The 14521-nt window shown below is 44.8% G+C and carries 13 protein-coding genes, 1 tRNA gene and 1 pseudogene; 11 read left to right on the top strand and 4 right to left on the bottom strand.

All coding sequences use genetic code 11. The features are described from left to right. Positions 1–19 precede the first annotated feature (19 nt). Positions 20–655, bottom strand: coding sequence for an alternative oxidase (locus A6E01_RS01860; RefSeq protein WP_017026799.1), 636 nt, complete (start codon positions 653–655; stop codon positions 20–22). Between the two features lie 188 nt (positions 656–843). Further along, the gene (tsaD, locus tag A6E01_RS01855) at positions 844–1863 is read right to left on the bottom strand and encodes a tRNA (adenosine(37)-N6)-threonylcarbamoyltransferase complex transferase subunit TsaD (protein ID WP_065209447.1); all 1020 of its coding nucleotides are present in this window, start codon (positions 1861–1863) and stop codon (positions 844–846) included. Positions 1864–2084: 221 nt separating this feature from the next. On the opposite strand from tsaD, the gene rpsU reads away from it, so the two are divergent. From rpsU to A6E01_RS01825, 6 genes are all read left to right on the top strand, one after another. Beyond that, positions 2085–2300, top strand: a complete 216-nt coding sequence (gene rpsU / locus A6E01_RS01850; RefSeq protein ID WP_005421025.1) for a 30S ribosomal protein S21 — start codon at positions 2085–2087, stop codon at positions 2298–2300. 25 nt (positions 2301–2325) lie between these two features. After that, on the top strand, positions 2326–2769 hold the full coding sequence (locus tag A6E01_RS01845; RefSeq protein ID WP_065209446.1) for a GatB/YqeY domain-containing protein: 444 nt from the start codon (positions 2326–2328) through the stop codon (positions 2767–2769). A gap of 86 nt (positions 2770–2855) precedes the next feature. Then, a complete protein-coding gene (gene dnaG, locus A6E01_RS01840) occupies positions 2856–4619 on the top strand; it encodes a DNA primase (protein WP_065209445.1) in 1764 nt (587 codons plus the stop codon). Between the two features lie 96 nt (positions 4620–4715). Next, entirely contained in the window at positions 4716–6560 is a 1845-nt protein-coding gene (gene rpoD, locus A6E01_RS01835; RefSeq protein ID WP_017026795.1) for an RNA polymerase sigma factor RpoD, read from the top strand. Between the two features lie 151 nt (positions 6561–6711). Next, positions 6712–6787: transfer RNA gene (locus A6E01_RS01830), tRNA-Ile, on the top strand. Positions 6788–6991: 204 nt separating this feature from the next. Next, complete coding sequence (locus tag A6E01_RS01825) at positions 6992–7216, top strand: tetratricopeptide repeat protein (RefSeq protein WP_237334485.1); 225 nt, start codon at positions 6992–6994, stop codon at positions 7214–7216. Here A6E01_RS01825 and A6E01_RS20865 read toward each other — a convergent pair. Next, positions 7213–8248: pseudogene (locus tag A6E01_RS20865) on the bottom strand (IS630 family transposase). The gene A6E01_RS01825 and the pseudogene A6E01_RS20865 sit on opposite strands and share 4 nt — an antisense overlap. On the opposite strand from A6E01_RS20865, the gene A6E01_RS21615 reads away from it, so the two are divergent. The 4 genes from A6E01_RS21615 to A6E01_RS01795 all read left to right on the top strand — a co-directional run bounded on the left by A6E01_RS21615 (position 8220) and on the right by A6E01_RS01795 (position 12224). Further along, positions 8220–8606 (top strand): tetratricopeptide repeat protein, encoded by a 387-nt coding sequence (locus A6E01_RS21615; protein ID WP_335673595.1) that lies wholly within the window; start codon positions 8220–8222, stop codon positions 8604–8606. The pseudogene A6E01_RS20865 and the gene A6E01_RS21615 overlap by 29 nt on opposite strands. A 452-nt stretch (positions 8607–9058) precedes the next feature. Beyond that, complete coding sequence (locus tag A6E01_RS01805; protein WP_017028747.1) at positions 9059–10048, top strand: ABC transporter substrate-binding protein; 990 nt, start codon at positions 9059–9061, stop codon at positions 10046–10048. Positions 10049–10114: 66 nt separating this feature from the next. After that, positions 10115–11014 carry an ABC transporter permease gene (locus tag A6E01_RS01800; RefSeq protein ID WP_017028748.1) on the top strand — a complete coding sequence of 300 codons (900 nt, stop codon included), beginning with the start codon at positions 10115–10117 and terminating at the stop codon, positions 11012–11014. Further along, positions 11007–12224 carry a quaternary amine ABC transporter ATP-binding protein gene (locus A6E01_RS01795; protein ID WP_017028749.1) on the top strand — a complete coding sequence of 406 codons (1218 nt, stop codon included), beginning with the start codon at positions 11007–11009 and terminating at the stop codon, positions 12222–12224. The genes A6E01_RS01800 and A6E01_RS01795 overlap by 8 nt, the downstream gene beginning before the upstream one ends. Positions 12225–12286: 62 nt before the next feature. On the opposite strand, the gene A6E01_RS01790 is transcribed toward A6E01_RS01795, so the two are convergent. After that, positions 12287–13201, bottom strand: a complete 915-nt coding sequence (locus tag A6E01_RS01790; RefSeq protein WP_017028750.1) for a LysR family transcriptional regulator — start codon at positions 13199–13201, stop codon at positions 12287–12289. A gap of 112 nt (positions 13202–13313) precedes the next feature. Here A6E01_RS01790 and A6E01_RS01785 point away from each other — a divergent pair, with 112 nt between their 5' ends. Further along, a complete protein-coding gene (locus A6E01_RS01785; protein WP_017028751.1) occupies positions 13314–14507 on the top strand; it encodes an MFS transporter in 1194 nt (397 codons plus the stop codon). The last annotated feature ends 14 nt before the right edge of the window (positions 14508–14521 follow it).

Here is a 14521-nt window from a genome sequence, read left to right as displayed (position 1 = left end):
TTTGATAAGTTAATGCTGATTAGCTTTGATGAGCAGGCAGCTCTTTAGCTTGATAAGAATCGGCAAATTCATGGTTTCTATCTCTGTGTTTTGCTTCATCTTCACGAATCAACAAGATCACATCCCTTAATCGCGCATCCGTAGGCAAGTTGTAGTACTTAATGGCTATCTCTGGAGCAGCAACGTTTTCGACGGCTCCACTGTCAATTTTTTCTAGGTACTCGGTATAGCTTTTACAGGCTTCTTCTTCAAAGTAACCCACAATGCGATGGGCGATTTTTGACGATAAAAGGTAAAGCACGCCATACACCACAATGAATGCGCCTTGCCCAAGCAACACGAGCAAACGCTCGATCCAGCTAGGCTTGGCAATATCGAGAAAGATCATCAAGTGCATACGTTCATTTTCAGCCTCGTCCAACAACTCTCGAATCCAGCCCTCATCATCTTTCATGCGACGCAGCGCTTTAAGGTGGTTAAACATACCTGCAACCATTCCTGGTACTGCTGCAATTGTCTCTAGGATAACCGCACGCTTGGCGTATTTGTTGCCATAGAAAATGTTCAGCGTGAACTTTAAGACCTGAGTGATCTTATAAGCAATGTAGTCACTGGCTTTTGTTGCCGTTCGATGAGTGATCTTGAATCCCGTCATGTGGTGTTCGCCTTTCTCATAAATAAGATACATTCAATATACAACTTAATTGATCTAGATCAAGCTTTAATTAAAATTAATTTTAATGTTTAAAATATATTTTAACGGGAATGTTCAGACATAAAAAAACGCCCTACGATGGGGGCGCTTAGTTTCTTAGCTTGTTAGCTTCTTGGTCTAGCCAGTAATTAATCAGCGATAGGCTCTAGCTGATCGATCGGCCAGCGAGGCTGAGCCTTAACACCTAGACCAGAGGTTTCACCATTTTTCAGGCGCTGCATTCCTGCATAAGCAATCATGGCACCGTTGTCGGTACAAAACTCTGTACGCGGATAGAAAACCTCGCCACCCATTTTCTTAGCTAGAGCTTCTAACTCAACTCTTAGCTGCTTATTGGCACTGACACCGCCAGCAATAACAATACGCTTCATACCCGTTTGTAGCAGCGCTCGCTTACACTTAATAACCAAGGTAGCGCAAACCGCTTCTTGGAAGGCATACGCGATATCAGCACGAGTCTGGTCATCGTTATCATTACCAGAAATAGTGTTTGCCGCAAAGGTCTTCAAGCCTGAAAAGCTCATATCCAGCCCTGGTCTATCTGTCATTGGACGCGGGAACTTAAATCGGCCTGGAGTACCCTTTTCTGCTAAACGAGAAAGCAATGGACCGCCAGGGTAGTCTAAACCCATTAGCTTAGCGGTCTTATCAAAGGCCTCACCAGCGGCATCATCGATAGATTCACCTAGAATCTGATACTCACCAATGCCTTTAACTTCCACTAGCATGGTGTGACCACCAGAAACCAACAGGGCAACAAACGGAAACGGCGGTGGATTGTCCTCTAACATAGGCGCTAGTAGATGCCCTTCCATATGGTGAACAGGCACAGCGGGTACATCCCACGCGTAAGCGATACTGCGGCCTATGGTTGCACCAACCAAAAGTGCGCCCACAAGACCAGGGCCAGCTGTATAAGCAATACCATCGATATCATCTGAGGTTAAATCAGCCTCTTTCAGTGCTTCTTTAATCAAAGGAATGGTTTTCTTTACATGATCGCGAGAAGCTAATTCTGGAACGACGCCACCGTAATCGGCGTGCAGCTTCACTTGGCTATACAGTTGATGTGACAGTAGGCCTTTCTCATCATCATAAATAGCAACTCCTGTCTCATCACAGGAGGTCTCAATACCTAAAATACGCATAAATTTCTCGCGACTTCTTTAATGTGCGGCAAGTTTACCTTGTCCTATTTGTTCAAACAAATAATTGATCGTTTTCTCCGCAATAAAGTGCTTTACAAACACAGTCACTTCGGATTAAAATTCCGCACCATTTTTGATCAAACTGGTATTTCCCCCTGCAAGTTTATTTGCCCGGAAAGTGGAATCCAGTATTAACGAATAACCCCTGAGGTGAAAGGCATATGCCAGTAGTTAAAGTACGTGAAAACGAACCGTTCGACGTAGCTCTACGTCGCTTTAAGCGCTCTTGCGAAAAAGCAGGTATTCTTTCTGAAGTGCGTCGTCGTGAGCACTACGAGAAACCAACAACAGTTCGCAAACGCGCTAAAGCAGCAGCTCAAAAGCGTCACGCTAAGAAGCTATCTCGCGAAAACGCACGTCGCGTTCGTCTTTACTAATCCCTGTTTTAATTAGGAATTAGTAATGGCTCTTATTGATAATCTCAAAGAAGAGCAAAAATCAGCGATGAGAGCCAAGGACAAAGCGCGCCTTGGCACTATCCGTTTAGCTCTAGCAGCAATTAAGCAACGTGAAGTTGACGAGAGAATTACTCTCACAGACGACGACATCATTGCTGTGCTGACTAAGATGGTTAAACAACGTCGCGATTCTGTCGCTCAATTTGAATCTGCTGGTCGTCAAGACCTTGCTGATGCTGAGAAAGTTGAAATTACAGTACTTGAGGATTTTATGCCTCAACCACTGACTGAAGAAGAAGTTGCTGCATTAGTTGATAATGCAATTACCGAATCTGAAGCGGCGGGCATGCAAGACATGGGTAAAGTAATGGGCGTTCTTAAGCCGCAAATTCAAGGGCGCGCAGATATGGGTAAAGTAAGTGGTTTAGTTCGCTCTAAACTGGCTTAATCCCACATAAAAATTAAAGCAAGCCGTGCTATTCTCTGAATGCACGGCTTGTTTGTATCTCGCAACTTGCACTTTCTTTAGGATCTATGGCTGGACATATCCCACGTACCTTCATTGATGATCTACTTGCTCGACTCGATATTGTCGATATCGTTGACGCACGAGTAAAACTAAAGAAACAAGGCAAGAACTACGGCGCTTGCTGCCCATTCCATAACGAAAAAACCCCTTCTTTCAGCGTTAGCCAAGAAAAACAGTTCTACCATTGCTTTGGCTGTGGTGTGCACGGTAATGCCATCGACTTTATGATGGAATACGAACGTCTTGAGTTTGTTGAAGCGATCGAAGAACTTGCCTCACACCTTGGTATTGAGGTGCCTCGAGAGCAGCGTCAGGGCGGTTTTAGTAAAGGCCCAATCGCGAATACAGAGCAGAAGCGTAGCCTATACGACCTGCTGGGTAGTATTGCGAACTTCTATCGCTCGCAATTGAAAACAAGCGCAGGAAAAACCGCTATTGAGTACCTGAAGAATCGTGGTCTTAGTGGTGAAATAGCACAAAAATTTGAGATTGGTTTCGTACCGGATGAATGGGATTCTGTACGAAAACAATTTGGGCAACAAAAGCCAACGGAAGATGCACTCGTCAGCGCAGGCATGCTTATCGAAAACGATAAGGGCAATCGATATGACCGCTTCCGTGGCCGTGTCATGTTCCCTATCCGTGATCGACGAGGCCGAGTGATTGGCTTTGGTGGCCGCGTCTTAGGTGACGGTACTCCTAAGTATCTCAACTCACCCGAAACCCCTGTATTCCATAAAGGCAAAGAGCTGTATGGTTTATATGAGGTACTGCAAACTCACCGCTCACCAGAACACATTCTGGTGGTCGAAGGGTATATGGACGTTGTGGCACTGGCTCAATTTGGCGTCGATTATGCGGTTGCTTCCCTTGGTACGTCTACCACTGGCGATCATCTGCAAATGCTGTTCCGTCAAACCAGCAGTATTGTCTGTTGTTATGATGGTGACCGAGCCGGTCGTGATGCAGCATGGAGAGCGATGGAAAATGCGCTTCCTTATCTGAACGATGGCCGCCAGCTTAAGTTTATGTTTTTACCTGATGGTGAAGACCCTGATACCTATATTCGTCAGCACGGTAAACAGGCCTTTGAAGAACAAGTGGCCAGCGCAACAACCTTATCTGAGTTTATGTTCCAAACCTTGATGCAGCAGGTAGATACCAGCAGCAAAGAGGGCATGGCCAAGCTAAGCACTCTAGCTATCCCTCTGATCAGTAAGGTACCTGGCGGCACGCTTCGTATGTATTTGCGTGAATTGCTAGGGCGAAAACTCGGCTTAGTTGATGAAAGGCAGCTGCAGCAACTGATAGCAAAATCAGATGAACAAGCAGCACGCCCTGCACCACATAAAAAGATTGAGCGAACTCCTATGCGAGTGGTCATAGCATTATTGCTACAAAACCCGCACTACGTAGAGTTAATGCCAAACTTAGATTCAATTAGGCAAACTAATCTGCCTGGACTAAGTTTATTACTCGATGTGGTTGATAAGTGTATAAATCATCCCCATATCACCACAGGCCAGTTATTAGAGCACTGGCGTGATCAGAAAGACGAAAGAATTTTGTCACTTCTCGCAAGTTGGGATCTTCCCACTTATAAAGAAGAAGACAATCATGACGATATTTTTTGCGATTCACTCGATAAGGTGATTTATCAGTGTATCGAAAGGCAAATAGAAACCCTACAAGCGAAAGAAAGAAGTATCGGCTTATCAGTCGATGAGAAAAGGGAGCTACTGGCTTTAATGCTAGAATTAAAAGCATGAGACCCTCAACGCTTGTATTGTAAAAACTTTGCTATAATTAGCGGTCTGCATTTCGCAAACTAGTTACTTCACCAGACCAGGATTTGGATACCATCTATGGATCAAAATAAGCAGTCACAGCTTAAAGCACTTGTTCTAAAAGGCAAAGAGCAAGGCTATCTCACATATGCTGAAGTGAACGACCATCTTCCACCTGAGATTGTCGACTCTGAACAGGTTGAAGATATCATTCAGATGATCAACGACATGGGCATTAAAGTAGTTGAAAATGCTACTGAAATTGATGACGACACTATCAACGACGAAAATGAAGAAGTCGATGAGGATGCAGCAGAAGCTGCCGTTGCCGCTCTTAGTACCGTTGAAAGTGAAATTGGCCGTACAACCGATCCAGTCCGCATGTACATGCGTGAGATGGGTACTGTTGAGCTTCTAACTCGTGAAGGCGAGATCGATATCGCTAAGCGTATCGAAGATGGCATCAATCAAGTTCAAGCATCAGTTGCTGAATTTCCTGGCACAATCCCGTATGTTTTAGAGCAGTTCGATAAAGTTCAAGCTGAAGAACTTCGCCTAACAGACATCATTTCTGGTTTTGTTGACCCAGATGATGACGGTACAACAGCACCAACAGCAACACACGTTGGTTCTGAGCTAGCTGAAACTGATCTGAAAGAAGAAGATGCAGATGATGCAGATGATGCAGATGATGACGAAGAAGAAGATACAGGTATCGATCCAGAGCTTGCTCTAGAAAGATTTACTGAACTTCGCAAAACGTACCAAGATCTGCAGTTGGTTTCTAACACTGAAGGTCGCGATAGCAAAGCCTTTAAGGTAGCAACAGCTAAGGTAAACGACGTATTCCGTGAATTCCGTCTTACGCCAAAGCAGTTTGACCATCTGGTAACGCAACTTCGCACCTCTATGGAGCGCGTTCGTACACAAGAGCGTTTGATCATGCGTCAAACCGTAGAATACGGTGGCATGCCGAAGAAAGAGTTCGTTAAGCTCTTTACCGGCAATGAATCAAACGATGCATGGGTAGACCAAACCCTATCTTCAGACGCACCTTATAAAGAAAAGATCCGTCGTAACGAAGAAGACATCCGTCGTTCTATCCAGAAGCTTAAGAGCATTGAGCAAGAGACATCACTAACGGTTCAGTCTATTAAAGACATCAGCCGTCGTATGTCTATCGGTGAAGCTAAAGCTCGCCGTGCGAAGAAAGAGATGGTAGAAGCGAACTTACGTCTTGTTATCTCTATCGCGAAGAAATATACCAACCGCGGCCTACAGTTCTTGGATCTTATCCAGGAAGGTAACATTGGTCTGATGAAAGCGGTTGATAAGTTCGAATACCGTCGTGGTTACAAGTTCTCTACTTATGCGACTTGGTGGATTCGTCAGGCAATTACTCGTTCTATCGCTGATCAGGCGCGCACTATTCGTATCCCTGTGCACATGATCGAGACCATCAACAAACTGAACCGTATCTCTCGTCAGATGCTTCAGGAGATGGGTCGTGAGCCTCTGCCAGAAGAATTGGCAGAACGCATGCAAATGCCTGAAGATAAGATTCGTAAAGTACTTAAAATCGCTAAAGAGCCAATCTCTATGGAGACACCAATCGGTGACGACGAAGATTCGCACCTAGGTGATTTCATCGAGGATACGACTCTTGAGCTGCCTTTAGACTCTGCAACGGCAACTAGCCTTAAGTTTGCAACTAAAGACGTTCTAGCAGGCTTAACACCTCGTGAAGCGAAAGTACTACGTATGCGCTTTGGTATCGATATGAACACTGACCACACTCTAGAAGAAGTTGGTAAGCAGTTCGACGTTACTCGTGAGCGTATCCGTCAGATCGAAGCAAAAGCACTGCGTAAACTACGTCACCCAAGCCGCTCAGAAACTCTGCGTAGCTTCCTAGACGAGTAATCGACAGCAATTGCGTTTAAAAGGTGAGCACTAGCTCACCTTTTTTGTATCTAGAGGTTTGATCGCATAAAAACTATACGCAAATCAGTAGCATTCCTCGCTCTTCACCTAGACACTCCCCTATCCTTCTCATATAATCTTCACCCTATATGGCCCCTTAGCTCAGTGGTTAGAGCAGTCGACTCATAATCGATTGGTCCGCAGTTCAAGTCTGCGAGGGGCCACCATATTAAAGGGCCGTAGAGAAATCTACGGCCTTTGTCGTTTCTGGTCGAGTAAAAATAAACTAAAGCAAGCATCCTACTGACCGCTTTACACTCCCACCCTGCAACTGTCTCATTATCAGCAAGGTCACAACCCGGTGAACCTTATACCTACCCTAGACGTAAGTATCTAACACATCACTATGGATTGGATAATTGGGGTTTGTTATGTCTAAGGTCATGTCTATCATCTGCTCACTGCTAGTTAGCTGCTCACTGATCGCTACGTCCGCATTGGCTGCCGGCTCGGGTTCATACCACTCAAGTTCCTCTAGTGCCAAAAAGCTCTACAATCAAGGCGTGGTGCTGATGAAGGATAAAGAGTTTGCTAAAGCGGAGAAGAAGTTTCGTAGCGCTATTAAAAAGAACTCTAATACCAATCCGGAAAATTAACTGATCAGGTCTATCCAATCTCTTTGGCACATTTTTGTGACGCGATCTCTGCACTCAAGAAAGCCATTCCAAGCGCGACAAACCTTGGACACAATTTCGTTGTAATCAGTGAAACTTTGGTTTGCTAAATAATGTTGTCTTAACCAGCTCCAAACTTGTTCAATAGGGTTCAGCTCTGGCGAGTATGGAGGAAGCTTGATGATACTGACGTTATTAAATTGGTTCGCTATGTCGTCCGTATGCCAGCCTGCACCATCCATTATTACGACTGCATGACGACCTTTTTCTGTAGCTTTCGATATTTGTTCTAGGTGGTTGATTATGATGTCCTTGTTTACCCAAGGAACAACTATTGCTTCGCCGATCCCTCTTGCTGGGCACACAGAGCCAAACAAATAAGCGTATTCAAATTGCTGCTATTTTACGACTCTAGGCCTCGTTCCGCGAGTCGCCCAAAGACGAGTTGTTGTGTTCTGCTGACCAAATCTAGCCTCATCTTGAAACCAGACATCAACCTGTTCTAGCCCAATATGGCCGGGGATCTTAAGGATCGTTTCTATTTGGAATTTTTTTAAAATCGTCTTGGATTTGCTGTGATTGCTTAGGGTGTTTTGAACGAGAAGTTATCCAAGAAAAGCCCATGTGCTCGAGGAGATAATAGATGGAATTGGGGTGATAGTGTTTATCAAAGTGTTCAACGATGTAGTCATGTATATCGCTACCGACAAGACGTCCTCCAGACGGTGATTCAGCTGCTTTTTGTATGAATTCGCTGAGTTGTTTTCGTTGTTCCTCATTGAGATATGCAGGTCTACCTGTGCGGGGTTTTTCTTGAAGCCCTTCCAAGCCTTCTTCAAAAAAGACCTTAACCCATTTATTCACACTGGTTCGGCTAACTTTAAGATATTTAGCAATTTGAGTTCGCGAATGACCTTCTTTGAAGTGTGCAAGCGCTAGTAAGCGAACCTTCATCTGAATGGTTTTTTGTTGACTCGCTAGCTTTTTGAAATCGGTATTATCAAGGCTATCCATAGCAATATTTCACAATTGTTTGATAGCCTCAATTAGATCATATTTTTACTTTAATTGGTATAAGCTCGCCGAGGCGCACAACAATCTGGCCTACACATTAAGAAAGCAAGGTCCCGAAAACTACAAAGCAGCCCTCACCCATTACAACAAGGCTATTTACTTGGACTCAAAACTGCCGGAGCCGTACATGTATCGTGGTGTGCTGTATGTGCAAATGGGAGATAAAAAGCGCGCTTTGGAAGATCATCAAACGCTAGTTGAAATGGGTTCGCCTTTAGCGGTAGAACTTGAATATGTGGTTAAAAACAATCGCGAGAAAGCACCAGAGCAATTCTTTGGGGTTTCTGAAAAACTCTAGCCTTAATCTGCCTTAATCTCGGCATCGATACACCCCAAATTCAATGCCTCTGATTAGTCTGCAAATAGGCTTGTATTAATCTCCTTATTTTTCTTGTAGTTATATAACACTCGAACATATTTCCCATGAATACGCCTTTCAGCACTTCCGCTTATCACTTATAGCAAAATAGTAGAATAAACTAGATATAAATAACTAAATCAAATAAAGCTTTCGTTGTTATCTTTGCTTATATTAATGGTTAGTGATTGATATATATAAGTTTAACACTAAATACACATCGGAAATTAGCGACCATTTATTTCTGTATTTTGAGGAACATTTTCTAAGAAAAAGAGAGAAATAAGTTAGTTTTCAAGTCCTTATTTTTGGTTCTAAAGAGACGGGGGTACAATAACTAACCGATATAATGTAACCTTAAATAGAGACTAAACCATATAAAAGGACTTATGATGAAATGGAAACTAGCCTCACTAGCATTCATCGCTAGTGTTTCAACTCACGTTCAAGCAGAAGAATGTGGCACTGTTACCATTGCAGATATGAACTGGAACTCAGCCAGTGTCATTGCCAACATTGACCGCTTCATACTAGAGCATGGCTACGGTTGTGACGCAGAACTTACTCCTGGCGATACCATGCCAACCGCAACCTCAATGATTGAAAAAGGCCAACCTGATATCGCTCCAGAGCTTTGGACAAACTCTGTTAAAGACGCCGTTGAAAAAGGCGTTGAAGAAGGCCGTCTAGCCTACGCAGGTAAAGCCCTTGTTGATGGCGGTGAAGAAGGTTTCTGGGTGCCATCCTACCTTGTTGAAGAGTATCCAGAGCTAGCAACAATCGAAGGCGTTAAAAAACACGCGAAACTATTTAAACACCCTGAAGACCCAGATATGGCAGGCTTCTACGGCTGTCCTGCAGGTTGGGGCTGTCAAATCTCAGGTGGCAACCTATTTGAAGCACTTGAGCTAGAAGAAGCAGGATTCGAGCTTATTGATTCAGGCTCAAGCGCAGGTCTATCCGGCTCTATTGCAAAAGCCTATGAGCGCAAAGAAGGTTGGTTCGGTTACTACTGGGCACCAACTGCCGTTCTTGGTAAGTATGAGATGGTTAAGGTTGACTTTGGTAGCGGTGTTAACGAAGAAGAGTTCGTTAACTGTATCGCTCTAGAGAGCTGTGAAAACCCAACCGTATCTATGTACCCACCATCGCCAGTGAACACTGTGGTTGCTGCAACCTTTGCGGATAAGAACCCAATGGCTATGGAGTACCTTTCTAAGCGTGGCTTCAAGAACAGCGATATGAACAAGTTGCTAGCATGGATGGAAGATGAGCAAGCAAGCTCAGAAGACACTATGTACCACTTCTTTGAAACCTCACCAGAAATTTGGAAGCAATGGGTATCACCTGAAATTGCAGAAAAAATCACTGCCAATCTATAACCCCATCTAAACCATTAATTAAGGGCAGCTAGCCAGTTGCCCTTTCGACTATATAAAGGAATATATATGTTCGATAGCAGTTGGTTGTCCAGTTTTCCCGAAATAGACCGCTCTACTATGCGAAATATTCGCAAATCGTTAGACGGTGCTTACAAAGATTTTTCGAGAGAATATGGCGACTTAATCGAATCCCTATTTGATCCACTTCTTTCATTCTTGGTGTGGTTTGAGAAATTACTACTCGCCACTCCTTGGTTTATTGTTTTAGCCGTTATTACCGCCCTTATTTACCTTGCCAGTCGCTCAATTAAACTGACTATTGGCGGAGTCATTGCGCTTATTTTTATTGGGTATTTAGGCATGTGGGAAGATACGATGCGTACGCTCAGTATCATTACCGTCTGTACCCTACTCGCCATCGTTGTCGGCATCCCTATTGGCATCGCAATGGCACGCTCTAATCGAGTTCAGAGTGTCGTGACACCCATTCTCGATATCATGCAAACCATGCCCGCATTCGTTTATTTGATACCTGTGGTCATGCTGTTAGGCATCGGTAAGATCCCAGGGTTAATCGCCGTTGTTATCTATGCTATCCCACCGGTTATTCGCCTGACCAACCTAGGTATCAGGTTAGTTGATAAAGAGGTGATGGAAGCCGCCACAGCCTTTGGCGCAAGCCGCAGCCAGCGCTTATTTGGCGTGCAGCTGCCTTTAGCAATGCCGACTATCATGGCTGGTATTAACCAAACCGTAATGATGGCGCTATCTATGGTCGTTATCGCATCGATGATCGGCGTGAAAGGCCTTGGCCAACCGGTACTTAAATCCATCACCAACCAATACTTCACATTGGGCCTACTCAATGGCTTGGCGATTGTGGTATTGGCCATTCTTATCGACCGTTCGACTCAAGCTTACGCTAAGCGGACTCAGGCTCACCTAGGAGATTTAAGACATGACTAAACCTCTGATCAAAATCTCTGGCCTGTATAAGATATTTGGCCCTAAGCCACAGTCTGTATTGCCAATGGTAAAAGAAGGACTTAGCAAGGACGAGGTGCTGGCCAAAACCGGTCACACAGTGGGCTTGAAAGACATCAACCTAGAGATCAATAACGGTGAGATTTTTGTAATCATGGGCTTATCTGGCTCAGGAAAATCCACCTTGATTCGTCACTTCAACCGCCTTATCGACCCAACAGAAGGTCGAATAGACGTCGAAGGCACTGATGTCATGCAGTTCGCCCCAAAAGAGCTCGAAGAGTTCCGCCGACATAAGATGTCGATGGTATTCCAACGCTTCGGCCTGCTCCCTCACCGCAAGGTGATCGACAACGTCGCCTATGGTTTAGAGATCCAAGGCCTTGATAAAACCGAGCGTCTTGCAAAGGCCACCGAATGGGTAGAAACCGTAGGCCTGAAAGGCTACGAAGACCAATACCCATCACAGCTTTCTGGCGGACAGCAGCAGCGTGTTGGCTTGGCTCGCGCCCTGTGTACAGATGCCGAAATCCTATTAATGGATGAAGCCTTTTCCGCCCTCGATCCATTGATTCGCAGTGAAATGCAGGATCAGTTAATTGAGCTTCAAGAGAAACTGCACAAGACCATCATCTTCATCACCCACGATTTAGATGAAGCGCTACGCATTGGTGATAAGATCGCTATCTTGAAAGACGGTGAATTGGTACAGCAAGGTACGCCAGACGAGATCCTATTGCACCCTGCGACCGATTACGTTGAAGCTTTCGTTAAAGATGTGAACCGCGCCCGCGCTCTGACTGTTGAAACCGTAATGCAAAAGCCTTCTTTGCGTATTACCACCAGCACTATCGAGGGTGCGTTAAGACAGATGAGAAAGTCCGAACACGACTACGGCTACCATGTTACCGAAGATGGCTACCAAGGCCTGATCACGGAGGAGACTCTAGAAGAAGCCTCACAAGATGATGCTATCGATAACATAGAGCCTAGCTTGTATGAAGACGTGCCAACCATCTCTTCGGAGTCTGCAATTGAAGAGGTTCTCACCGAAGCCATTTCATCTGACTACTCTCTACCAGTAATCAACGAAGACGGTGAATTAGAAGGCACCCTCGAAAAAGAGAAAGTTGCAGATATCTTCTCTGATAAAGAAGAAAAAGACGAGAAAGAAGAAATAAAGGCGAGCTAGTTTTTTCTTCTTCTTACAATCGAAGGCCTGATAGCATTTGATGTTATCAGGCCTTTTTGTTGCTAGATTTCCGCAAACCTCTCATACAAAAAGTCCAAAAACAGGCGAATACGCTTGGGCTGATACTTCTTATCTAAGTAATACACCTTCAAGTCTGTACTGGTGTCTGTGGTCGCTGAATTGAAGTTTACTGTGTAGTCACCCAGCACTGTCACCAACTGCCCACTGTTAATCTCAGATTGCACATCTAAGCGCGATTTCATGGCAATTCCCTGCCCGTTTAATGCCAGTTGTTTAATTATCTCACCATCATCGGATAACATCTTTGGCTTTACCGCTACCGACTCTAGTTTTGAATTCTTTCTGAAATACCAAGTTTTGAGTTCTTGTTCGCCGCTTAACATGACCAAGGCATTGTGCTCCATGAGATCCCTTGGAGCATTTGGAACACCATGATCTTTTAAGTACTGAGGTGAGGCACACAATACTCGCTCACTCTTACCCAGTCTTTTGGATATGATGTTGCTGTCATGCAGTTCCCCATAGCGAATCACCAGATCGACGCCACTGTCTGCGATGTTGTGCACGTGATCATTGAGGTAAAGGGATGGCGTGATTTCAGGGTAGCGCTCAGTAAACTCAGAGATGATCGGCAGAAGCATCTGCTTACTGATGTCCTTGGGTGCCACTATCTTTATTGGCCCTTGGGTAAGCCGAGTGCCTTGTTTAATCAGGCTTTCAGTTTCGTTCACACTGTCCAGAATATCTAAGCAAGAGCGATAATAGAGCTCTCCTGCCTCAGTAAGTGACAGATGTCGCGTGGTACGATTTAGCAGTTTAACCCCATAGCGCTCTTCTAGCGCTTGCAGTCGAGTGGTTATGGAGGCGGCTGAAACCCCAAGCTCTCGCGCTGTGCCTGCCATGCTTTTCTGCTTCACTATCGAAACAAACATAGCCATATCAGACAGTTTATCCATAATCACCCCACCATTAACTTCAAGTAAATAATGTATTCAATTTTCAGTCAATTATCAAAATATGAATAGAGGGTAATAATAGCGCCATTGAAACGAATCAATGGAAAACATTATGACTCAACAAAAAATGCCAATGCAGGTTTGGATATTAACGCTAGCCGCGTTTGCCATAGGGACTGCAGAATTTGTTATCGCAGGTATTCTTCCACAGATTGCCACGTCACTCTCAATCACTGAAGGACAAGCGGGATACCTAATCAGTGCGTATGCACTGGCTATCGTTGTCGGCGGCCCCATCCTAACCATCTATCTTGCAAAATTTAATAAGAAGAACGTGCTTATTAGCTTAATGGGGCTGTTTATCTTGGGCAACGTACTCTCAGCACTGGCACCTAACTACACTTTACTACTCGCGAGTCGCGTAATCGCCGGTCTTGTGCAGGGACCTTTCTACGGCATTGGTGCGGTGGTTGCGACAAACCTTGTTTCTGAAAAGATGGCAGGTAGAGCGGTAGGGCAAATGTTTGCAGGCCTAACCCTAGCAAACGTACTGGGTGTGCCAGCAGGTACTTGGATAAGCCTAACCTTTGGTTGGAGTAATACCTTTTTTACTGTGGCAGCGTTTGGCGCGGTTGCACTTGTGTTTATCATGCTCGCTATCCACTCTTCAGGACACAGTGAGGCAAAAGATATCAAGACCCAGCTACAAGCCTTCAAGAACCCTATGCTATTGATAAGTCTAGCCATTACCGCCTTTGCATGGTCAGGCTTTATGACGCTGTACGGCTACATTGCTCCTATCGCGATGCATGTGACTGGCTTTGAACAAGATTCGGTTACTTGGATTCTGGTATTGGTTGGCGTTGGCTTAATAATCGGTAACACATTAGGTGGTCGCTCTTCAGATAAAAGCTTAACCAAGGCTTCTTTGTTCTGGGCTGTTGCTCTCATTGCATCGCTACTATTAGTGGGTATGTTTACAGGTAGCAAAATACTGTTCGTCGGTTCACTGTTTATCTTTGGTATTGCTTCGTTTGCTAACGTGCCAGCAATGCAATTGCGTGTGATGAATCACGGTGGTGAGGGTCAAGAGCTGGCAGCTACAGCCAATATCTCAGCGTTTAACCTAGCGAATGCGTTTGGCGGCTTCCTTGGTGGCATGGTGTTAGATGGGCACCTTGGTGCGAGCATGATCCCCTACGCAGCGGCGGTTGTGCCACTTATTGGCTTACTATTCATCATCAAAGCCAACAAGGGTGAAAAAAGCGACACACCCGATGACACTCTGAAAATAGCAACGCACTAACCGCTTTTCGCACA

The organism is Vibrio breoganii (assembly GCF_001677275.1).
GTDB lineage: Bacteria > Pseudomonadota > Gammaproteobacteria > Enterobacterales > Vibrionaceae > Vibrio > Vibrio breoganii.
The sequence above is the reverse complement of the archived record's forward strand: the minus strand, read 5'-3'. Positions and strand labels throughout refer to the sequence as shown.